Source organism: Providencia sp. PROV205, from assembly GCF_028479505.1.
Taxonomy (GTDB): domain Bacteria; phylum Pseudomonadota; class Gammaproteobacteria; order Enterobacterales; family Enterobacteriaceae; genus Providencia; species Providencia huaxiensis.
Genome location: NZ_JAMPNU010000034.1, coordinates 1 through 23971 on the forward strand (window position 1 = coordinate 1; position 23971 = coordinate 23971).

Here is a 23971-nt window from a genome sequence, read left to right on the forward strand (position 1 = left end):
TATATACCCCACCATTTCCTTTAATAGAATAATTCAACTTACCGTACCATTCATTAGGGATTTTAGGAACAACCACATAACGATACTTATCATCTAAATTTACTTCTATTGATGTATCCACATACTCATGGAATATTTGTGTTATCGTATTCTCACTTGGAAAAATATAAAAGTCATAGTCAAATTTATCTGTATTTTCTAAGCGACGAATAATATCAAATCCATTATCATGACGTGTTGTTGCACCAGGCCACAGATTATAATTATATTTAATGTAAGATTTAGGTGTCACTGGTAAAACAATTATTTCAGCCTCTAAATAATCATAAGCTCTGTAGCTATTTGTATAACCAATACCTTGGCGTATATTTAGTGCTTGTTGCCGATCATGAAGCATTGTAGGGAAATTACCGGCCCAAAAAATATAATTTTTTCGTCCTCCACCCGCAGAATGCGGAGTTGTTCTATAAATATACTGGCTATCAAACTCTATCTGGTTATTTTTAAGATCTATTTTTTTGAACACTGCTCCAAATTTTGGCGTTGCTATTTTTCTTTTAGTCAAATAATCATATCCATTACTTTGATAAGCTTGATCTAACATATAAAAATAATGACCAACCGATTTTGCATCCTCTCCAATAACTACAAAATTACGGGCTAAACTCGTGAAGCCAATACTCAAACCCGCACAAATAACACCAGCCCCACTCATAAAGGTTGATACACCGCTAGCCCCTAAAAGCCCAGCACCTAAACTCGCGCCACCAGTGATCAAGTTTGCTGAGTCAAAAGCAAGCTGTGTGCCGAAGATGATCTTATATGGCTCGCTTTTTGCACGGGATAGCTCATATACATCAATACCAACTAATGCACCATTGAATAATATCGCTGTACTTTCATTCGCAGTTCGAGCCAATGAGGAAGAAAAAATATTAATGGCTTTAGACTCTACTATTAAATTATTTTTCAATCCTTTTCGAACAACCCCTACAATTTTAGATAAATCACTCATTATACCGTGTGAGATCATGCCATAATTAATATAACCATGAATCTTTAGAGCAAGTGCTAAATTAAAATCATCTGTTTCCATTGGTTTAATATTATTATTTTCATCAGAATACCATTGAATTAATGATTGAACAGCAATTCCCGTATTTAATCCATCAAAAGAGTGAATATCATTGTCAAACTCTTTAAGTTTAGTATCACGTTCTTCAACATGGGAATACTCTTTAAATTCTTCCATCTTTTTATTATAGTAATGGTTGAACTCTAAAAAAGTGGTATCTTCAGTTTCTACCCAATGACTTTTTTCTGGGTCGTCATAATTAACGAACTGTAGGCGATATTTGCCATTCTTAGTTTCTTGTAAAGTAGAGAAAATAGGAACCCATTTTTTAGTCATTTGATACTCAAATAACAAACCTTTGATTGAATTATCTAGCCTATCCCCCCATTGCTCTGCCTCTAAAATGCTGAGAGTTCCTTGTAACTGTAGGTCATTTTTTATTATATTCTGTTTTTCAATGACTCGACGGCTTTCTTGCTCCCTTTTAGTTAACTGACTAAGTTCATTTGAATCACTTAAGTTACCTACCTTTAAGCCATTACCAACAGAGACAATCGCCATATCTTCCGTTGAAATTGTAATAATCTCAAAATGAGGTTTCTTAGCGCTACCAAATGCCGAATAAAAGTCAGCCATTTTGTGTTCAACCATATACATTTTAAAAGCAATGAAGAGTTCTCGACTATTATTGAATGTAAATAGCCCAAAATTAGGATCATAGAAATAGTAATGTGATTGGTCATTTCCCACCACTTTCCCAATCAGCATTGAGTGGTTTTGGCTATTAATAGCAAACATTACTGTTTTTTCCCCTGCGTCCAATAATTTTTGCGTCTCTTCAATTCCCATTCGCCCATGCGAAAAAGAAGCTTCAACCGCATCAATATTTGAATGGAGCTTCTCTAACGCTGATTTAAGCAGTATTGAGTCTTTATCTTTTGGATTCGCAGAGGCAATAAATAGCTTATTAATTAATACATCAGCACCATTTTCCCCATCTTTAGCTAATGCTACAGACATTGCCCTCACTAATGGATAACATCGCCCCTTAGTTTCTCCTCCCATAAGTGACAAATAGAAGTCTTGTGGAATTAACCGATTTGATTGACTATTAAAGGAATAAAACAGCTTGCTGACTTTACCTGCTTCACTCAATATATAATTTATGTATTCTTCATGGCTGACTTTGCTAATTCGTTGATACAATGCCCCACGCTCTATTGGGCTAAGTTCCAATGTTAAGTACAGCTTTTTTAATTCCAAAGACGACATTTTTCTATTAATACCTGAAATATTCACTTCATTGAAATCTTCCATACCTTCGCTAAAACGTCGTCTAAATGGCATATTGTTTGAATTCTTATGTACAAAAACTAAATTTTCATAGCGCTCATTTACCGTTTTCTTGTTTTCATCACTTCCTCCTTGAATAATCTGTTCCCCTGCCTTTACAACGGCGCTCATTCCATATTTTTCTTTTAACTGCCACCATAGCCAACTACGTTCAACTTGCCGGGCTTCTACCAGGGCTTTACTGTAACGGTTTTGATAAAGGTTAATGTATATATCACTCTGTATTATTTTTTGTTGTAGAACCTTTATTTTTATGCTTTCACTGGCTGAGATTTTATATAGTTGTTTTATTTTATTCCTCCAGCTATTTTGCACTTCATCTAATATTGAAATGTTTCTATTCAATTTTTTATAGATTATTGTATTCAAATCTCTCCACGTATTATTTATGGAACTTTCAGGAAAATCCTTATCTTGAATATAGAGACCACTATCTATCTTCTTTACTTCAATATTCAGCTCATTTGCTAATGATAATATATCTTGGTGTACTGCATCTCTATACTTTATAAACTCATTTTTATTATTAATTTCTTTGCTAGGTGAGTTTTGCACTAACCTGCCATTTCCGTTTAATATTAAATTTTTTTTACCTTCATAATATTTTGTTTCTTGCTTTTGATAGAATAATTGCCATTCATTATTAACATACTGCATATAAGCCGTTGCATTGCCACTATCCTTCCCTTTAATACGATAATCTTTATAATCAACAGCCATAACAACATTATCATATAATATAGAACTATTAATACGACAGTCATTGTATACCCGATAATGATCTTTATCATAATCAGTGACAATTAAAGAATGTTTATCTAGCGTATCTGTAAATAGAAAAAAACTGTCTAATGGTTCTTTAGGGATATCAATATAGTATGGATAAAAATGACTTTGGTCAGTTTTGTTATAACTCAAAAAATAACTATTAATTGATAATTTACTTTTATTATCATCATTTAAATACCTTACCACATAGCGATCATCTTTTGTTTTAATAAATTCCACTTTTCCTTTTTCAGTAATACCACTCGAATTTATTAACTCGCTTGTGTCTATCGTTGATTTTTTTGACATTTTTGTTAAATTAGCAATTTCATTACTACGAGTAATATTATTTTCCGTAATCGTTTTTAGTAATTTAGTTTTATCATTATTCATATTCATTCCTTTGAATATATTGTATAAGTGAAGGGAAGAGCCGAAAAATAAAAATAGTTTATTATTAATAGAAAAACCACCACTGGCTTCTAATTTCAGACATACTTCTATTTAACAATAAAGTTGTTTTATATGTTTATTGGGGGGAAATATAATTGATTCAAACAAAAAATGGGAAGCGAACGCTTCCCATTAACTAATTTAGCTAAACAAAAATAAATTATGCTTGGCCTTTAACTTCTTTTAAGCCATTGAATGGTGCATTTTTACCTAATGCTTCTTCAATGCGAATCAGTTGGTTATATTTAGCTACACGGTCAGAACGGCTCATAGAACCTGTTTTGATTTGACCTGCTGCTGTACCTACTGCTAAATCTGCAATAGTCGCATCTTCAGTTTCGCCTGAACGGTGAGAGATAACAGCTGTGTAGCCTGCATCTTTCGCCATTTTAATTGCAGCCAAAGTTTCAGTTAAAGAACCGATTTGGTTGAATTTGATCAGGATAGAGTTAGCGATGCCTTTATCAATACCTTCTTTCAGGATCTTAGTATTCGTTACGAATAAGTCGTCACCAACCAGTTGGATTTTGTCACCAAGAACTTTAGTTTGGTATGCGAAACCATCCCAGTCAGACTCATTCAGACCATCTTCGATAGATACGATTGGGTACTGTTTAGTCAGCTCTTCTAAATAATGAGTGAACTCTTGTGAAGTGAAGGTTTTGCCTTCGCCTTTCAGCTCATAATTACCTGTTTCTGCGTTATAGAACTCAGATGCTGCACAGTCCATCGCCAGAGTTACGTCTTTACCTAATACATAACCCGCTTGTTCAACCGCTTCTTTAATTGCTGCTAATGCTGCTGCGTTTGACTCTAAGTTAGGTGCATAACCACCTTCATCACCTACCGCAGTGTTCATACCTTTAGATTTCAGTACTTTTGCTAAGTGGTGGAAGATTTCAGAACCCATACGAACCGCTTCTTTCAGCGTTGGCGCGCCAACAGGCTGGATCATGAATTCTTGGATATCAACGTTGTTATCAGCATGCTCACCACCATTGATGATATTCATCATTGGCAGAGGCATAGAGTATTGACCGTGAGTACCATTCAAGTCAGAGATGTGCTCATACAGAGGCATACCTTTCGCCGCTGCTGCTGCTTTAGCACTTGCTAAAGATACAGCGAGAATTGCGTTTGCACCAAATTTAGATTTGTTCTCAGTGCCATCGAGATCAATCATGATTTTATCGATGTTAGCTTGGTCTTTAGCATCTTTACCAATCAGCGCTTCTGCGATTGGACCATTAACCGCTGCAACTGCTTTCAGAACACCTTTACCCAGAAAACGTGCTTTATCACCGTCACGCAGTTCCAGAGCTTCACGAGAACCTGTTGACGCACCTGATGGTGCCGCTGCTAAACCAACAAAGCCACCTTCTAAATGAACTTCAGCTTCTACAGTTGGGTTACCACGAGAGTCAATGATTTCACGACCGATCACTTTAACAATTTTGGACATTAGGTTTTCCTCAGTACAAGTTAAATTTTGGGAAGTTGGTGCACCTGCGCCGACTTCCCCATATCTTATTTCAACTCACCTTTCTGGTACTTACCAGCGGCTTTAACAAAACCTGCAAACAACGGATGACCATCTCTTGGTGTAGAGGTGAATTCTGGGTGGAACTGACAAGCCACAAACCATGGATGATTAGGGTTTTCAATAATTTCCACCAGCTTATTATCCACTGAACGGCCTGCAATTTTTAGACCTGCATCTTCAATGCGTTTCAGTAGTAAATTATTCACTTCATAACGATGGCGGTGACGTTCAATGATAGTTTCTGAACCATACATCTCACGCACAAGGCTGCCATTCACTAAATGACATGGTTGCCCACCAACGCGCATTGTTCCACCAAGGTCGCTCTCTTCTGTACGCACTTCAAGGTTACCCTCTTCGTCACGCCATTCAGTAATCAGCGCAACAACAGGGAATTTACAATCCGCTTTAAATTCTGTTGAGTTTGCATCTGCCATGTTGGCCACATTACGTGCAAATTCAATCAATGCGACTTGCATACCCAAACAAATACCCAAGTAAGGGATCTTGTTTTCACGTGCATATTGAGCGGTCAGAATTTTACCTTCAACACCACGCTCGCCAAAACCGCCTGGTACTAAAATAGCATCTAAACCTTTTAATAACTCAACACCGCGAGTTTCAATATCTTGTGAATCAATCAATTTGATGTTCACGGTTAAACGGTTTTTCAAGCCACCGTGTTTTAATGCTTCAATTACCGATTTATACGCATCAGGTAACTCAACATATTTACCCACCATTCCAATGGTAACTTCACCAGCAGGGTTGGCTTCTTCGTAAATAACTTGTTCCCACTCAGCTAAATTAGCTTCTGGCACATCAATACGGAAACGGTTACAGATATATTCATCCAAGCCTTGTGATTTCAATAAGGCTGGGATTTTATAAATTGAATCAACGTCTTTGAGAGAAATAACGGCTTTCTCTGGCACATTACAGAACAGTGCAATTTTTGCACGCTCATTTGCCGGGATCACTCTGTCTGAACGACAAATTAACACATCTGGTTGAATACCAATTGACAGCAATTCTTTCACTGAATGTTGAGTTGGCTTAGTTTTCACTTCACCAGCCGCTGCAAGGTATGGCACTAAGGTTAAGTGCAAATATAATGTGCGCTCACGGCCGACTTCCGCCGCCATTTGACGAATTGCTTCAAGGAATGGTAGGGATTCGATATCACCTACTGTGCCACCAACTTCAACCAAAACAACGTCATGGCCTTCGCCACCACGGATGATGCGGTCTTTAATTTCATTAGTGATATGTGGGATAACTTGAATTGTCGCGCCTAAATAGTCGCCACGGCGCTCTTTGCGCAGAACTTCAGAGTAAACACGGCCGGTCGTAAAGTTATTACGACGAGTCATTTTAGTACGAATGAAGCGCTCATAGTGACCTAAATCTAAGTCAGTTTCAGCGCCGTCTTCTGTAACGAAAACTTCCCCGTGTTGGGTTGGGCTCATTGTGCCTGGGTCTACGTTAATGTAGGGATCCAGTTTCATAATAGTCACATTGAGTCCACGGGCTTCGAGTATAGCCGCCAAAGAGGCTGCGGCAATGCCTTTACCCAGAGAGGATACGACCCCGCCGGTCACAAAAATATAATTAGTTTTCATGCTGAACCTGAAAGTTTAGGTTTAAAAGATGATGGATATAACAGGACGGGAAAACAGTATACCCGAACCTTAATTTCGCTACAAATGTTCTAAGCATAATAAGGCTAAATTTCATCAATACTCTAATATTATCAGCAAGTTAAAAGCGAAAAAATATTTATCGCTTCAAAATTAGTCATCTTTATCTATTTTTATAGATTAACACAGTTCAATGATAAAAGCTAAATCCTTTCAGCTCATTGTATGGCATAAAAAATGCGATTCTGCACTAACTTTGATTTTGAATAACTATTTACTCTAACTCTCCACATTTAGCCTTCGAAAACTTCAACCTACTTATTATTTTTGAAGCTTTGTTTGGAACCATTGCATAAGGTAATTTTAGAACAAACCACATAGAATTTTTCTGTAGATGCTTCGTTCTATATATCATTCATGCTCTATATAGTTCGTTCTACAGCTAGGCGGCAAGAGAGGATACCCGGGGAGCATACACCAGTATGTGACCCGAGTAGCTGAACGCAGCCAACAACGCTGTAGTGCGAAATATGACGAGCCATCTTATTCTTGGTTCTTAACCTGCTGCCAAAGCCCTTCCATCTCATCAAGTGTAGCACTTTCTGTCGTTTTGCCACTCTCTGCGAGGCTTTTTTCGATTTGGCGAAAACGACCTTCGAATTTCTTACAAGCTTTTTGCAGCGCTATTTCAGGCTTATGACCTAAATGACGGGATAAATTCACCGTTGCAAACAATAAGTCACCGATTTCTTCTTCTAAGCGAGCTTGGTCAACGACCACTTGCGTGGCTTCTTCCATTACCTCTTCAAGCTCTTCATGGACTTTCCCAACAACTGGCCCTAGCGTATCCCAGTCAAACCCTACTGAAGCACAACGCTTTTGGATTTTATACGCTTTCATCAATGCAGGTAGTGAATTCGGGATATCATCTAATACTGAAAACTGCGATTTTTCAGCTCGTTCCTTTGACTTACGTTTTTCCCAACCATCAATCACTTCTGAGCTACTCAGTGTGTTATTGGAATCGAAAATATGTGGATGACGATGTTCGAGTTTATCGCTCACCGCTTGGCAAATATCATTAAAATCAAACAATGATTTTTCATGCGCCATTTGCGCATAGAAAATCACTTGAAACAATAAATCCCCCAGTTCACCTTTTAGGTCAGAAAAATCCTCTCGTTCTATCGCATCAAGTACTTCATAAGTTTCTTCAAGCGTATAAGGCGCAATAGTTTTAAATGTCTGTACCTTATCCCATGGACAACCTGTTTGTGGATCACGCAGCTGTGCCATAATGGATAATAAGCGTTCGATTTGGGGTTTTTCCTGACTCATTGTATTAACCTTTGATTTTCTTTTGTTTCTAATTGTCATCTTTATCTCAAACTTACCAGATATAAAGGCAAATCAACAAATTTTTCCCAACAAAAGAAAAAACAAAGAAAAGATTATTGAACATTTGCAAAAAATTATTTTCAAAATAGTTTGAATTGCAGCTAGGCGGCAAGTAAACGAGCCCCTAGGAGCATACATCAGTATGTGACTAGGGTGAGAGCACGCAGCCAACAACGCTGCGGCTCAAAATATGAAGAAAATCACTGAGAATGACGTTTTGCTTCTATAACATCCGGCAACTGATTTAATTTTGCTAACACCCGACTCAGCACCTCAATATTATACAGCTCAATTGTCATATCTATCGTTGCCAATTGCTGCTTCACATCGCTGCGGCTACTGACGCCTAGCACATTAACCTTCTCATTCGCTAATATTGTCGTGATATCACGTAGTAGACCACTACGGTCATTGGCGACAACTCTAACCACCAGAGAATAGCCACTGGAATAGTTTTCACCCCAAACCGCATCAATGACACGTTCTGGTGCATGACTTTGTAATTCGGCTAATTGCTCACAATCTGCGCTGTGAATGGAAATGCCTCGTCCTTTGGTGATAAAACCAACGATTTCATCCCCTGGAATTGGTTGGCAGCAACGTGCAATATGGTGCATTAGGTTACCAACCCCTTCAACCACCACTCGGCCGCTACCATGGGATGGCGCTCTTGGGAGTGAAGACTTACTTTCCAATGTTTTCATTGCCGCGCGGTCTTCTTCTTCCGCAGTGGCTTTATTAAATTTGCTTTGCAGGAAATTCACTAATTGGTTGATACGGATATCACCACCACCAATTCCGGCTAAAACTTCATCCAATGAATGAACATTATAGCGCGCAATTAGCAGTTTCTCTGCTTCTCGCAGGCTGATATCAAGCTGTGATAATTCGCTATCTAGAATTTGGCGCCCGGCAAGGATGTTTTTGTCTCTATCTTGTTTACGGAACCAATTTTGGATTTTGGCTCGCCCACGGCTGGTTGTTACATACCCTAAGTTAGGATTTAACCAGTCACGGCTTGGGTTTGGGTGCTTTTGAGTAATAATTTCAATTTGGTCACCCATTTGTAATTGATAGCTAAATGGGACAATACGCCCACCTATTTTTGCACCAATACAACGGTGGCCGACATCACTGTGAATGTGATACGCGAAATCAAGCGGCGTCGAGCCTGCTGGCAAATCCACCACATCCCCTTTAGGGGTAAAGACATACACGCGGTCATCAAACACTTGGCTACGAACTTCATCTAGCATTTCGCCAGAATCTGCCATCTCTTCTTGCCATGCAATCAGCTTACGTAACCACGCAATACGGTTTTCGTAACTACTGCCCTTGCCAATGCCAGTCGCGCCTTCTTTGTATTTCCAGTGCGCGGCAACCCCCAGTTCTGCATCTTCATGCATTTGGCGGGTACGAATTTGAATTTCAAGGGTTTTACCGTTAGGGCCTAACACCACAGTATGAATCGATTGATAGCCATTAGGTTTCGGGTTCGCCACATAGTCGTCAAACTCATCAGGAAGGTGGCGAAAATGAGTATGAACGATCCCTAATGCAGCATAACAATCCTGCAAGCGTTCAACGACAATGCGCACTGCTCGCACATCAAACAGTTCATCAAATGCCAATGATTTTTTCTGCATTTTACGCCAAATGCTATAAATATGCTTAGGTCGGCCGTAGATATCTGCTTGAATACTCTCTTTTAACATGTACTTACGTAAGGTTGTAACGAAAGTATCTATATACTCTTCACGGTCAATACGACGTTCATGGAGGAGCTTTGCAATTTTTTTATATTCATCAGGATGTAGATAACGAAAACAGAAGTCTTCTAACTCCCATTTCAATTGCCCAATTCCAAGACGATTTGCTAAGGGTGCATAAATATTGGAACACTCTTTTGCGGCTAAAACGCGTTCGTCTTCAGTCGCATCTTTAACTTCACGTAAATGGGCAATTCGTTCCGCTAATTTAATGACAACACAGCGGAAATCTTCCACCATCGACAATAGCATACGACGAATATTATCGACTTGTGTCGAGCTTGTTTCGCTCGATTGTGTTGCTTTGAGTTGACGAATTGCATCCATTTCCAGCACACCTTTCACAAGTTCGTGAATGGATTTGCCAAATTCATCAATAACTTCTTGTTCTTCTAACTTCCCTTCTTCCACTAAGGGGAAAAGTAAAGCCGCTTGTAAGCTGCCGATATCCATACTTAATGTCGATAGGATTTCGGTCATTTCAATACCACGCCACAGTAATAGAGGGGCGATTTCTTGTCCGGCTAATTTATCGTGACAATATTGCCAGGTATGGATGAGCTTTTCTTCTGATTGTTTATTGCTCAATCCCAGGCCGTTAACCCACTTTTCTGGGGCAAACTCACCTGCTGGGGTAAGATGCGCACTTCTTACTGCAACCATATATTCTCCCTACCTATTAAACCTCTGGGCGACGGATAAATAACGCCATTGACTCTAAATGGCTAGTTTGCGGAAACATGTCTAGCATCCGCAACTGTAATAATTGATAGCCCCCATCAAGTAAAACTTTGCTATCTCTCGCCAATGTTGTGGGGTTACATGAAACATAGACAATTTTTTCTGGCATCAGTTTAATTAAATGTTCCATAACACCAGCTGCTCCAGCCCTCGCTGGGTCTAATAACACTTTATTAAAGCCATGAGCCGCCCAAGGTTGTGTGTGTATCTGAGCTTCTAAGTTTTCATTATAGAAGGTTGCATTACAAATAGTATTGAGCTGTGCATTGTTTCGAGCCTGTTCGACTAAATTTTCTACACCTTCAACACCCACAACGGATTTCGCTAACCGTGCAATTGGCAACGTAAAGTTACCCATTCCACAAAAAAGATCTAATACTCTATCTTCACTGTTTAGATCTAACCATGCTAATGCTTGTTCTACCATCTGCTGGTTAACTTGCCCGTTCACTTGAATAAAATTTAATGGATCAAATTTTAGTATCTCCCCAGCAACTTGATATTCAGGCTGTGGAGAAATTGCTGACAAAGCTTGTAAGTTTTCATCATTCCCCGCTAACCAGATAGACACTCCGTGCTGATTTTCAAAATCACTCAACCTTTGAGTATCTGATAACGAAAAAGGCGTTAAGTAACGAATCAATACAATCTTGCAATTGTCTGCACAAATAAGTTCTACATGACCCAGTTTTGCCTTATTACTGAGCTGGTTAATACATTCAGAAAGCGGCTTTAATAAGATATCCAATTCAGGGGAAAGTATCGGGCAATTTTTTATATCAACCAATGTGTTAGATTGAGGTTGACGGAACCCCATAATGACATTTTTACTTTTAGACTGATATTGTAGCCCTAATCGAGCTCGACGGCGGTAACCATATGGCTCACCACTAATCACCGTAGGAACGGATATATCTAGCGATGTTTCGCGCTGCATCAGGTAAGCTAATGCATGAGCTTTACTTTCTCTTTGCAGTGCAATGTCAACATGCTGCTGTTGGCATCCTCCACATTGATTAAAATAACGGCAATGAGGCTTTACTCTCTGGGGGCTAGTGCTCAAACGCTTAACCACCTTTCCTTTAGCAAAATGTCGTTTCTCTTCCGTCAATTCAATGTGTGCTTCTTCGCCAGGCAATAAACCTGTTACAAAAATGGTTTTCCCTTCGATACGGGCGACACCTTGCCCTGCGGCATCAAGGCTGTCAGCAATAACCGTGATTTGACGGCGTGAAGAGGTACGACGAGCAGGAGAGTAAAATTGAGCCATAAAGTAGTCACTACAGAGTATTAAGTTATAAAAATCATGATTGTCGAGTTTCCAATTTTAGTGCGATGTTTTTTTTCGCTAATTAATTAAGAAAAACGAACGGTACCATTATACCTATTTTCCTATCATTTGATTGACTACTTTTCTATTTTTATCATTCCATTCAAGTAGTATATTAGTTACTAACCATAAATTTACGATATTCTTCATAAGCATAGTGGTCGGTCATGCCACTAATATAGTCTTGAATCAAACGAGCTCGATAATAAAACTCTAGAATAGATTTATCTGATTCATTCGTTGCGGAGATTTTCTCAAGTGCTTCCGTGTAAGATAAGCGGTGCTTATTAGATAATTTATGAAATAACCTCGTTTCAATGAAAAAGTGCTTGTGATAATTTTTTTCAACAAGATCAGCGAAATCCTGCCTATCCATCATCAATAATGGGCTATAGAAATCTAATAACCCACTGATAATTCGGTAGCCTTGTAACTCTAACTCTTCAACTTCATGGTGGTTAAATACATGTTTAAAAGCCACTGTTTTCAGTACTTTCAATAACCTATGTTCTGGACTTTTATCTTCTAGCAACGCACTGTTAAAAGTGCCATTATAAATTTCGGGCAGATTTTTAATGAATTGTTGTGCGCTGTAATGAGACAATTTCCCTGTGATATTCACGCGCAAATACATAAAGAACTGATCTTGCTGAATACGCCTTGTGTGGTTGTCACTGATATTATTGAAAGCTCGCATAATGGTTTGATCGAATAAATCATTTTGTACAATATCTCCCCACTCTGCTTTCAAATATTCAATCAACTGTTCAACAGTAAAAATGCCTTTTTCCGCGGCATCATCCAAGTCAGCAATACAATATGAAATATCATCAGCCGCTTCCATAATATAGGACAGCGGAAAACGACAATATTTCTCCATATCGAGCTTTTTGGTTAACTCACTAACAAAGTCCACCTCAGACCAATAATAGCCTGGCTTTTTCATCAAATAATCAAACTCAGGTGGAATTGGCTCCAAATCATAAGCACCACGCGTATATTTTAAGATAGAACCAACTTGCGCATAGGTTAAGTTTAATTTGAGTAAGCGATGCGCCATACGCAGCCCTTGCGCATTACCTTCAAATGAGCATAAATCCTGCTTTAATTGGCGGCGGAATAAATCTTGTTTTTCATTCCCAGTTAACTGTAATGCAGGTATTTTGCATGGGTCAGGGGAATTCGGTGTAAACAGGTAACTTGGCGACAATAATTTGGTAAACCATCGCTGAATTGCGGCCTCACCAAAATGTCCAAATGGAGGATTACCGATATCATGCATTAAACACGCCATTTCGACTAAGCTTTCAAAAGCATCACAACGTTCATCTAACCCATAGGGCTCGAGCAATTTTTTCTTTTTTAATTCACCTAAAACCGTTTTACTGATGTAGCGGCCAACTTGCTGGACTTCTAGTGAGTGTGTTAAGCGACTCCGCACTGCTGCGTTTTGCTCTAAGGGAAAAACTTGTGTTTTTTGTTGTAAGCGGCGAATGGCAGCCGAATTAATGATCCGCCCACGGTCACTTTCAAATAAGCGATTAACCGCATCTTCATCTTTAGGTGAAATTTTTTGGTTTTTCGCACTACTCATATAGTTACGCTGAAAGTTTAGCTTTTTAACAAAATTAATCTCACCCACTCTGCCACCTTCCCTATCTCGATTGATGTTTCATTATATAGCCTAAATACAGGAAAAATACTTCACGGCTCACCTTTCAATGTTACACTTCGTGCACCTTTGTAATTTCGTTGTCTAAATCCGAGTTGTTGCAATTAAAATTGCGAACCTGCTCGAAAAATACAGCAATAACACAATAAAACATTATCGTCCCTAGTCAAAATATTGACACTATATTGACATTAATAGTGCAAATTGAGCAGGGAAAAGGAGACAAAATGAAAGTTGGAATAATTGGTGCCATGGAACAGGAAGTGGCGATTTTGCGCTCACAAATAGAAAATTGCCAAACCATTAGCCGCGCTGGCTGTGAAATTTACACAGGTCAAATTAATGGCGTTGACGTCGCCTTATTAAAATCAGGTATTGGTAAAGTAGCAGCCGCAATCGGTACAACACTGTTATTAGAGCATTGCCAACCAGATGTCGTGATTAACACGGGTTCCGCAGGTGGTTTAGACCCTCGTTTAAATGTTGGCGATATCGTGGTTTCTACGGAAGTTCGTTATCATGATGCTGATGTGACAGCATTCGGTTATGAACCTGGCCAAATGGCACAGTGCCCACCCGCTTTCGTTGCTGATACTAAACTGATTGAAGTTGCTGAGCAGTGCATTAAGTTATTGGATATGAACGCTGTTCGTGGTTTAGTCTGTAGCGGTGATGCTTTTATTAATGGTGCTGAGCCACTGGCACGCATTAAAGCTATGTTCCCACAAGTTGCGGCAGTAGAAATGGAAGCTACCGCGATTGGCCAAGTATGTCACCAATTTGGCACCCCGTTTGTCGTCGTTCGTGCTATTTCGGATGTGGCAGATAAGGAATCCCATACGAGCTTCGATGAGTTCTTACCTGTCGCTGCTCGTCAATCCTCACTGATGATCACAGCCATTTTAGCTAAACTCGCTTAATGATTTTCATAAAAGGTATAGCCATTTGTTAGTTATGCCTTTTAATTAATTCTACGATGAGTTTTGTTATGAAACGAATAACGCATTATTTTTCTCTTACTGTTACCTTATTATGTGCTTTATTAGTGGCTTTTTCTGCCCTAGGAGCAGCAAAGCAGCGTATTATTAGTTTATCACCAGCCAATACTGAACTAGCTTATGCTGCAGGGCTTGGGGATAGCTTAATTGCGGTCAGTGCTTACTCCGATTACCCAGAACAAGCAAAAAAATTAGAACAAGTCTCTGATTGGCAAGGTTTAAATGTAGAACGTATTATCGCGCTTAAACCTGATTTAATCCTCGCATGGCGAGGAGGCAACCCCCAGCGTCCCCTTGATCAACTTGCGGGTTTTGGCATTCCAATTATTTATTTCGATCCTCACACCATTGATGATGTCATCAATTCAGTTATTGAATTAGCGCAATACAGCCCAAACCCAGCGTTAGCACAGCAAAATGTGGAAAAAATGCGCGCTAAGCTTGCCCCTTATCAAAATAAAAAAATTTCTAATAACAAACCCAAAAAAGTGTTCATTCAACTCGGTACTCAGACTTTATTTAGCGCGGGTAACCACACGCTGCAAAATAATATCGTAGAGTTTTGTGGCGGTGAAAATGTTTTTGTAAATAGTGCAGTTCAATGGCCACAAGTCAGCCGTGAGCAGGTACTCACTCGCAAACCAGATGTAATTATCATGACAGGCTCGCCAGAACAGGAAAAAGTAGTGAAAGAATTTTGGCACTCTCAGATGAATGTCCCAATTATCCGATTAAATGAAGATTGGTTTCACCGTGCAGGCCCCCGTATCATCAATGCCACCGAGCAGCTATGCGACCAACTAAACACACTACCAAACTGAAAAATAACGTCTTAAATCAAAAAGTAAAAATTAATAAGTTTAGAAGCTATATATGGAGAAAAGATTTTTCTAAATAGTTCGAGGTGTGGCAAGGCGGTGAATGAGGAAATTCCTAGAAGCATACACAAGTATGTGACTAGGGTTGACGAATGAAGCCAACACAGACACAACTTGAAATATGACGAAAAGATTTTTCTAAATAGTTCGAGGTGTGACAAGGCGGTGAATGAGGAAATTCCTAGGAGCATACACAAGTATGTGACTAGGGTTGACGAATGAAGCCAACACAGTCACAACTTGAAATATGACGAAAATTAGACGCTAAAGGACGAACCGCACCCACAAGTAGACTTAGCATTCGGGTTAGTGACAATAAAACGCGAACCTTCCAAGCCTTCAGTATAATCAACACTTCCACCTACCAAATACTGTAGGCTCATTGGATCTACAACCAGAGCAACACCTTGCTTTTCAATGGTCATATCGCCTTCGTTGATTTGGTCATCGAAGGTGAAACCATATTGGAAACCGCTGCATCCGCCACCAGTGATATAAACACGCAGACGCAGATTTGGGTTGTCCTCATCAGAGACTAAATCTTTAACTTTAATTGCTGCCGCATCAGTAAATTGCAATGGCAGAGCTGCATCATCACTCATTTTTTACTCCAAACCGGTGACCGGTAAATTCATGTGTAGGCAAAAGCCTACTCAGATCAATTAACCTAATTATCCGTCACTTGACTAAATCGTTCAAGTGTTGTTACGCAATTAGACACATTGTGCATATCTTCGTTTCAACATTTGGTTTAATTGGTGTGGTGCTTTAGAATGAGAGCAATTTTTTTCTTAGCCTCTTTCTGGAGCCCTGCGATGTCACAATCTGAAAAACTTTACGCACAAGCAAAAGAACAAATTCCTGGGGGTGTAAACTCCCCTGTTCGTGCTTTTAATGGTGTTGGTGGAACCCCATTATTTATTGAAAAAGCGGATGGCGCTTATATTTATGACGTTGATGGTAAAGCCTATGTGGATTACGTTGGCTCATGGGGACCGATGGTATTAGGCCATAACCATCCTGAGATCCGCGATGCCGTGATCAAAGCTGTTCATAAAGGGTTAAGTTTTGGTGCACCGACTGCCGCCGAAGTTGAAATGGCTGAATTAGTTTGTGAATTAGTACCCTCTATGGATATGGTACGTATGGTGAATTCAGGTACTGAAGCCACCATGAGCGCAATTCGTCTGGCGCGCGGTTACACTGGCCGTGACAAAATCATCAAATTTGAAGGTTGTTACCACGGCCATGCAGACTGCTTATTAGTCAAAGCGGGCTCTGGCGCACTTACTATGGGTGAACCTAACTCCCCGGGTGTACCTGAAGATTTTGTAAAACACACATTAACTTGTACCTATAATGACCTAGCTTCAGTTCGCAAAGCATTTGAAAATTACCCAGAAGATATTGCATGCGTGATTGTTGAACCAGTTGCTGGAAATATGAATTGCGTACCACCAACAGCTGAATTTTTACCCGGTTTACGTGCATTATGTGATGAATTCAATGCCGTACTCATCATTGATGAAGTTATGACAGGTTTTCGTGTCGCATTAGGTGGAGCACAAGATTACTATGACGTTCAGCCTGATTTAACCTGTTTAGGTAAAATCATCGGTGGTGGTATGCCTGTTGGTGCCTTCGGTGGCCGCCTTGAAATTATGGAAAAACTAGCACCAATTGGGCCTGTTTACCAAGCAGGGACCTTATCTGGTAACCCTGTCGCGATGGCTGCAGGTCTTGCTTGCTTAAAAGAAGTCTCTCAACCGGGTGTTCACTCACGTTTAAATGAATTAACAGAAAAGTTAGCTCGTGGTTTAAAACGTGTTTCCGCAGAGCAAGGTATCCCGATGGTTATCAATCACGTCGGTGGCATGTTTGGTATTTTCTTCACCGACGCCCCAACCGTAACTTGCTACCAAGATGTGATGAAATGCGACGTTGAGCGCTTTAAGAAATTTTTCCATTACATGTTAGAGCAAGGTATTTACCTCGCGCCTTCTGCATTTGAAGCAGGTTTTATGTCTATCGCACACAGCGATGAAGACATTGAGAAAACGATCAAAGCCGCAGAAACTGCATTGATGAAAATTAAAAAGAATTAATTCACATTGATGTTATAGAGGTGAAATTTATCCAATTTCACCTCTATTTTTTTATAGCTAAGAATAGATAACTCTAGGTTCGACACCACAGTTCCCTAACTAGCCTTTAAAATAATTAATTCACCAGCTAATTCTCTAAATAGTTCGAGTTGTCGTAAGAGGCAAATAAGGAAATCTCTAGGAGCATACACAAGTATGTGACTAGGGTTGACGAATGAAGCCAACACAGTCACAACTTGAAATATGACGAGAATTTAGGGGTTATTGCCAAACATATCCTTAACCCAATCCGGCGCATCACCTTGCTGCTCGCCATTATTGCCATTTAGATCCCAAACTGGAGCTTCACTTTCAGACGCTTGGCATAACCCTTCTGGGTTATCCGTCCAAATCGGCAACATTCTACCGCCGCCAAAGTTTGAGCAACTTAATTGGCCATCAGCTGTGACTTGCATATCAACAATGCCCTCTGGTGCGCGGTTGATAAGTGCTAATGGTGCTTGGTTATCTAAGTAGCGTTGGTACACTTTCAGTGCGCCTGTTGCTCCTGTTAATTGTGTTGGGCCATTATTGTCACGGCCAACCCACACAATTGCGACCTCTTTGCCGTCAATCCCTGCATACCAGCTATCACGTAGGTCGTTAGTTGTCCCTGTTTTACCGGCTAAATTATACTTCGCATATTTAGACAACAAGACTCTGCCCGTACCTTGTTTAACCACTTGTTGCATACCATACAATGTGAGGTATGCCGCTTGAGAAGGTACTGCTCGCTCAGCAGATGGGTAGCTTTGGTAAATCTCTTTACCATCTCCGTCAATGACTGAACGTAATGCCGACAATTTCGCACGATTACCATTACCGCCAATGGTTTGGAATACTTGGGCAACTTCCGCTGGTGTTAAGTTAACCGCACCTAAGAACATAGCGGGAACTTTTTCCATAGCCGCTGCAGGAGCCCCTAAGCGTACAAAGGTGTTAAACACTTGGTCTAAGCCAACTTCTAAACCTAGATTTACCGTTGGGATATTCTGTGATTTAGCCAAAGCGTCTACTAACATCATCCGGCCGTTGAAATTGCGGCTGTAGTTTCTTGGGCTCCAGTTTTGATTCCCAACCTTCACTGTTAGTGGCTCGTCTTTTAGCCATGTGTTTAAACGGTAGCGGTCTGGTTCACTTAATGCCGCGAGGTAGACAGGTGGTTTTGCTAGGGAACCAATACTACGTCGTGCATTTAACGCGCGGTTAAAACCTGAAAACTGCGGTTGAGAACCGCCAACCATCGCGCGAACTTCGCCATTAATGCGATCAACCACCACGATTGCCCCTTCGATATCATCCAATTTACGAGATTTACGTAAATCAGCGACACCATTTTCAACTGCATTTTCAGCCGCAGTTTGAGCAACTGGGTCTAGGGTAGTAAAAATTTTCGCGCCCGAGAGTTCTTTAACTTTATCGCCCAATTTCTCATTGAGTTCTAAACGAACCATTTGCATAAAGGCAGGTTGAGAAGCCACCAGCCCTTCTTTGTTTTTCACCCCAAGAGGCCTTGCGCTGAGTACCTGATACATTTCTTGGTCAATCACGCCACGTGTTTCCAAGATTTTCAGCACGATATTACGGCGTTTAATCGCATTTTGTGGCTTAGTCCAAGGGTTATATGTTGATGCCCCCTGCACCATCCCCACTAATAAAGCCTGTTGGTCAAAACTTAACTCATTGATTGGTCGACCAAAGTAATACAAACTTGCTAATGGGAAACCACGAATTTCGTCATTACCATTTTGACCTAAAAAGACTTCGTTTAAATACAGCTCTAAAATACGTTCTTTACTGTAGTTGTAGTCCAGTAAAATCGCCATATACGCTTCATTAGCTTTACGCTTTAATGTGCGTTCATTAGTTAAAAATAAGTTTTTGACTAACTGTTGGGTTAATGTACTTCCCCCTTGAACGGAGCGTCCTGCACTTAAGTTAGCAACAACAGCACGGCCAATAGAGTACAAACTGACGCCATCATGCTCATAAAAGTTGCGATCTTCGGTTTCTAGTAAGATTTTAACTAGAGATTCGGGGAAGTCAGATATCGGTAAAACTAACCGTTGCTCATTATTCGCCGACTGCATCATTGTGATCAGTTTCGGGTCTAAACGGAAAAAGCCAAATGAGCGACCGTTCTCCATATTTTCAATTTTGCTCAAGGCATTATTTTCAAACACCATTCGAGCAAGTATTTGCCCCTCTTTTTGATCAGGGAAATTAAACGGCCGGCGTAAGATTTCGATGCTATTACCGCGCACCACAAATTCGCCTGACGTTGTTATCTTACTCACTTTACGGTACTGCATGCCTTCAAGTAGGCGAACCATTTCTGCCTGGCTGTAGTCCATACCTGGCTCGAGGTTAACCATTCGGCCGTATACGGCTGCGGGTAAATCCCACACCTTACCATCAAGGCGTTCTTTAATTTGTTGATTTAAATAAAAACCATATGCCGCGAGTAGAACAGCAAACACGATCATCAGTTTGACGAGCAGCCAAAACCAACGCCATTTACTTTTTACCTTTCGAGGCTTGTTATTTCTCGAGCCTTTTTTAGCCATTTGCTCTTCTTCTTCATCTTCATCATCGAGATATTGTTCATCAATATCATCATGTTCGAATAAATCTTCATCATCATAGTCATCGCGGTCTCTACGACGGCGGGATGAAGATTGTTTTTTCCCAGCAGTTTTTTTGTTACGTCTGCCGATTGGTTCAAAATCTTTACCTGACATGGTCGCTCCATATCACCTTACAAAATATCTTAATAACTCACTCGTTATGCCAGTTTAGTGGTTAATTTTGGCCCATAACCTCAGAGATTTCACCAAAGAAAGCTCTTAATTACATTTCCTTACTCAGTTTAGCCTATCAATTGGCTGAATAAGGAAACTCGCTATTAGAGCATAAAAATAGGCTATTTCGCACCCATCATCGCTTTTTTTGTTTGCCTTGTTGGCGCAGTATTTGCGGGGTCATCCGGCCATAAATGTTTTGGATAACGCCCTTTCATCTCTTTTTGTATCTCTTTATAGCTGCCTTGCCAAAACGCACCAAGGTCTTGCGTGATCTGCAACGGCCGCATGGCAGGAGACAGTAGAGATATCGTTACTGCTATTTTTCCTTGTGCTATTGTCGGGTTCGTTTTTTCCCCGTACATCTCTTGCATACGAATCGCTACCACTGGTGGCTTATCTAACGCGTAGTAAATACTTACATCATGTAAAGATGGCGCTCGATAAGTTTTCGGAAACATACTTTCTAACCACTGCTGTTGCTGCCAATCCAATCGATTGATTAATAAAGAAGCTAAATCAATTTGCTGTAGTTTTTGCTTATTTGTTATGCCATCAAGATAGGGTTCAAGCCATTCACCCAGCGAATCCAATAGAGCTGTATCATCAAAATCTGGCAAGTCAACATCGGGAAAATACTGCTTAGCTAACGTACAACGGACACATAATTGTAATGCATCTTCCTGCCAATTTAGCTGCTGTAAGCCATTTTGCTTCAACCAATACACCAACGCTTGGCGAACCTCAGTCTTATCTGGGTTGCTTAAACGTTCTGATTTCACCACTAATTGACCGCATTGCAAGCGCTTCCAAGCTAATAATGTCCCTTTTTGTTCATCCCATTCGACCGTTTCTTGCTTGTTAAACAGTGATGGGCAATCTGCTTGTAACCTGTCAATCTCTACAGGGTAAGCCAAAGAAATACGCGCATCCGCTGTATTTTCAGGTTGCCATAAAGACACCACTATTAACCACGGAGTCCCCATTAGTCTATCTGACTCACCCAACGTCGCCCCTAAGCCACTCGCTAATTGGTAACGTTGTTGGTTATCTCGAGATTTCGCTATGTAGTCGGGAAACCCTGTAGCCAGCAACGTTGGTAACCACTCACTAATGAGCGCATCTCGCTGACCAATGGTACTCGGCACTTTTTGTTCGCAAAGTGCTGATGCTCTCTTACACCACCCCTCTGTTGGCCTTTCTATGCAATAGCGAAGATCCGCATCTTGTTGACGAGGAGGTTCTTCGATAATCGCCACCAGTAGTGCAGCCAATTGAATAACATGCTGATTTTGGCTTTGTTGTGCTTTGCATAACATTGCCGCTGTTCGTACTGAACTACCTAACTCCGCCATCTGCTGCCCAAAAGGCGTTAACTTACCAGCTGCATCAATAGCACCTAATTTACCCAGTAAATTTTTTGCCGCAGATATTGCAGGCTTCGGGGGTAAAGTCAGCCAATTCAGCTGGGCTGCATCGTGGCACCCCCACTGTAATAAAGATAACCATAAGCTGCTCAGGTCACTTTGCGCAATTTCGGCCTCGCTAAATTGTGCCGCACGCTCAGCCTGCTCTTCACTCAATAAGTGCCAACAAACACCCGTTTCTAAACGGCCAGCTCGACCAGCTCGCTGCGCCATCGATGCTTGGCTGATTCGCTGTTTAATTAGCTTTGTCAGTCCTGTTCTTGGGTTGAATTGACCCACACGTTCAAAACCACTGTCCATCACAAGGCGGATGCCTTCAATCGTTAAACTGGTTTCCGCAATATTAGTGGCTAATACGACCTTCCGCATTCCTTCTGGTGCCAGCTGTATCGCCTGTTGCTGGGCTTGTAGGGTTAATGCTCCGTATAAAGGACATAAAAGTATGTCCTCACTTACCATCGAAGCGAGTTCTGCTCTCACTTTCTCGATTTCCCCCATACCTGGAAGAAATAATAGTAAAGACCCATGCTCTTGCTGTAATAATTGCCAAGCCGCCAATGCGACTTCTTTATGAAAGAGTTTATTTGGGTTAATTGGATGATACTCACGTATGACGGGAAATGTACGTCCTTGAGAAGTGATAACCGGAGCATCAGGAAACAGCTGGGACAGCCCTTGATTATCTAATGTCGCTGACATCAACAGAATACGTAAATCCTCACGTAAGGCTTGTTGTGAATCAATTAACAAGGCTAGGCCGAGGTCTGCCTGTAAATTTCGTTCATGAAACTCATCTAGAATGACTAAACCAACCCCTTCAAGCATGGGATCATTTTGCAGTAAGCGGGTCAGTACGCCTTCGGTCACCACTTCAAGACGAGTGTGGCGGCTAACTTTAGTTTCAGAGCGCATGCGTAAACCAATGGTATGACCGACTTCTTCGCCAAGTTGCTGTGCAAGACGAGCCGCCACTGAACGTGCTGCTAAGCGACGAGGCTCCAACATGATAACCCGTCCATTAATAACCCCACTCTTTAATATTTCTAGCGGCAAAACGGTTGATTTACCCGCACCTGTAGGTGCATGAAGCAATACTTGAGGTGAAGCCATTAACGCGGTAAGTATGTCCTCACAAACTTCGAATATCGGTAACACTGGGGCTATCACTCCATATATTTAACTTTTGCTGTCAGACATTGTAGCATTAGCCTCTTTTGCCAGTAAGCATATTACCGATACCCTAGCGGAGATCCCATGGAATTTGAACCCGCCTTACAACCTGCCACTTTAATTAAGCGGTACAAGCGCTTTTTGGCTGATGTGACTTTACCGAGCGGTGAAGAAATAACAATTCACTGTGCGAATACGGGCGCTATGACAGGTTGTGCAACCCCGGGTGATACCATCTGGTATTCAACGTCCGATAATAAAAAACGCAAATACCCGTATAGCTGGGAGTTAACCCAAACAGCAAATGGTCATTTTATTTGCATTAATACCCTTCGTGCGAACCAATTAGTTACGCAAGCCTTAACCGAAAAACACATTCCAGAATTATCCGAATACAGCGTAATAAAACCTGAAGTCAAATATGGCACAGAAAATAGCCGAATCGATTTCTATCTCACGCAAAATGGATTACCCGATTGCTTTATCGAAGTAAAATCAGTAACTTTACTCGAAAATAATCAAGGTTTTTTTCCTGACGCAGTGACACTTAGGGGCCAAAAACATTTAAGAGAACTAATGTATATTGCGAAAGAAGGAAAAAGAGCCATACTATTGTTTGTTGCTTTACACACAGGTATTCACGTAGCATCTGCAGCGGCACATATTGATAAACAATATGCGCTATTATTGGAGGAAGCGAGACAAAGTGGTGTTGAAGTGCTTTGTTATCAAGCTGATATAACTGTTCAACAAATGGTGTTAAGTAAGCAGATTCACTTTAACTCTATTAAATAAAGTTTTTTTAACCGAT

Annotated in this window: 14 protein-coding genes; 4 read left to right on the forward strand and 10 right to left on the reverse strand. The window is 40.6% G+C overall.

The window, feature by feature from the left end; translation table 11 throughout:
- The 7 genes from PR800_RS17775 to dgt all read right to left on the reverse strand — a co-directional run.
- The coding region (locus PR800_RS17775; RefSeq protein WP_272531208.1) for a TcdA/TcdB pore-forming domain-containing protein at positions 1-3589 on the reverse strand (3589 nt) is incomplete at its 3' end.
- Between the two features lie 220 nt (positions 3590-3809).
- On the reverse strand, positions 3810-5111 hold the full coding sequence (eno, locus tag PR800_RS17780; RefSeq protein ID WP_102139407.1) for a phosphopyruvate hydratase: 1302 nt from the start codon (positions 5109-5111) through the stop codon (positions 3810-3812).
- A gap of 65 nt (positions 5112-5176) precedes the next feature.
- Entirely contained in the window at positions 5177-6814 is a 1638-nt protein-coding gene (pyrG, locus tag PR800_RS17785) for a glutamine hydrolyzing CTP synthase (RefSeq protein WP_102139408.1), read from the reverse strand.
- Positions 6815-7375: 561 nt separating this feature from the next.
- Entirely contained in the window at positions 7376-8170 is a 795-nt protein-coding gene (gene mazG, locus PR800_RS17790) for a nucleoside triphosphate pyrophosphohydrolase (RefSeq protein WP_272531209.1), read from the reverse strand.
- Positions 8171-8430: 260 nt separating this feature from the next.
- On the reverse strand, positions 8431-10662 hold the full coding sequence (gene relA / locus PR800_RS17795) for a GTP diphosphokinase (protein WP_102139410.1): 2232 nt from the start codon (positions 10660-10662) through the stop codon (positions 8431-8433).
- A gap of 16 nt (positions 10663-10678) precedes the next feature.
- Positions 10679-12010, reverse strand: a complete 1332-nt coding sequence (rlmD, locus tag PR800_RS17800; RefSeq protein WP_272531210.1) for a 23S rRNA (uracil(1939)-C(5))-methyltransferase RlmD — start codon at positions 12008-12010, stop codon at positions 10679-10681.
- A gap of 175 nt (positions 12011-12185) precedes the next feature.
- Complete coding sequence (gene dgt, locus PR800_RS17805) at positions 12186-13712, reverse strand: dGTPase (protein ID WP_166265719.1); 1527 nt, start codon at positions 13710-13712, stop codon at positions 12186-12188.
- A 257-nt stretch (positions 13713-13969) separates the two neighbouring features.
- Between dgt and mtnN the strand changes: the two genes are divergently transcribed.
- Both mtnN and btuF read left to right on the forward strand, forming a co-directional pair.
- Positions 13970-14662, forward strand: a complete 693-nt coding sequence (gene mtnN / locus PR800_RS17810; protein WP_102139413.1) for a 5'-methylthioadenosine/S-adenosylhomocysteine nucleosidase — start codon at positions 13970-13972, stop codon at positions 14660-14662.
- Positions 14663-14730: 68 nt separating this feature from the next.
- Positions 14731-15561, forward strand: a complete 831-nt coding sequence (btuF, locus tag PR800_RS17815) for a vitamin B12 ABC transporter substrate-binding protein BtuF (RefSeq protein ID WP_272531211.1) — start codon at positions 14731-14733, stop codon at positions 15559-15561.
- Between the two features lie 314 nt (positions 15562-15875).
- On the opposite strand, the gene erpA is transcribed toward btuF, so the two are convergent.
- A complete protein-coding gene (gene erpA / locus PR800_RS17820; protein WP_004260480.1) occupies positions 15876-16220 on the reverse strand; it encodes an iron-sulfur cluster insertion protein ErpA in 345 nt (114 codons plus the stop codon).
- A 213-nt stretch (positions 16221-16433) separates the two neighbouring features.
- On the opposite strand from erpA, the gene hemL reads away from it, so the two are divergent.
- The gene (hemL, locus tag PR800_RS17825) at positions 16434-17723 is read left to right on the forward strand and encodes a glutamate-1-semialdehyde 2,1-aminomutase (protein WP_102139445.1); all 1290 of its coding nucleotides are present in this window, start codon (positions 16434-16436) and stop codon (positions 17721-17723) included.
- Positions 17724-17977: 254 nt separating this feature from the next.
- Here hemL and mrcB read toward each other — a convergent pair whose 3' ends face one another.
- Positions 17978-20503: a bifunctional glycosyl transferase/transpeptidase gene (gene mrcB, locus PR800_RS17830; RefSeq protein WP_206276236.1), complete on the reverse strand. Its 2526-nt coding sequence runs from the start codon at positions 20501-20503 to the stop codon at positions 17978-17980.
- Positions 20504-20685: 182 nt separating this feature from the next.
- Positions 20686-23145 (reverse strand): ATP-dependent helicase HrpB, encoded by a 2460-nt coding sequence (gene hrpB, locus PR800_RS17835; RefSeq protein ID WP_272531212.1) that lies wholly within the window; start codon positions 23143-23145, stop codon positions 20686-20688.
- A 99-nt stretch (positions 23146-23244) separates the two neighbouring features.
- On the opposite strand from hrpB, the gene sfsA reads away from it, so the two are divergent.
- On the forward strand, positions 23245-23955 hold the full coding sequence (gene sfsA / locus PR800_RS17840; protein ID WP_272531213.1) for a DNA/RNA nuclease SfsA: 711 nt from the start codon (positions 23245-23247) through the stop codon (positions 23953-23955).
- The last annotated feature ends 16 nt before the right edge of the window (positions 23956-23971 follow it).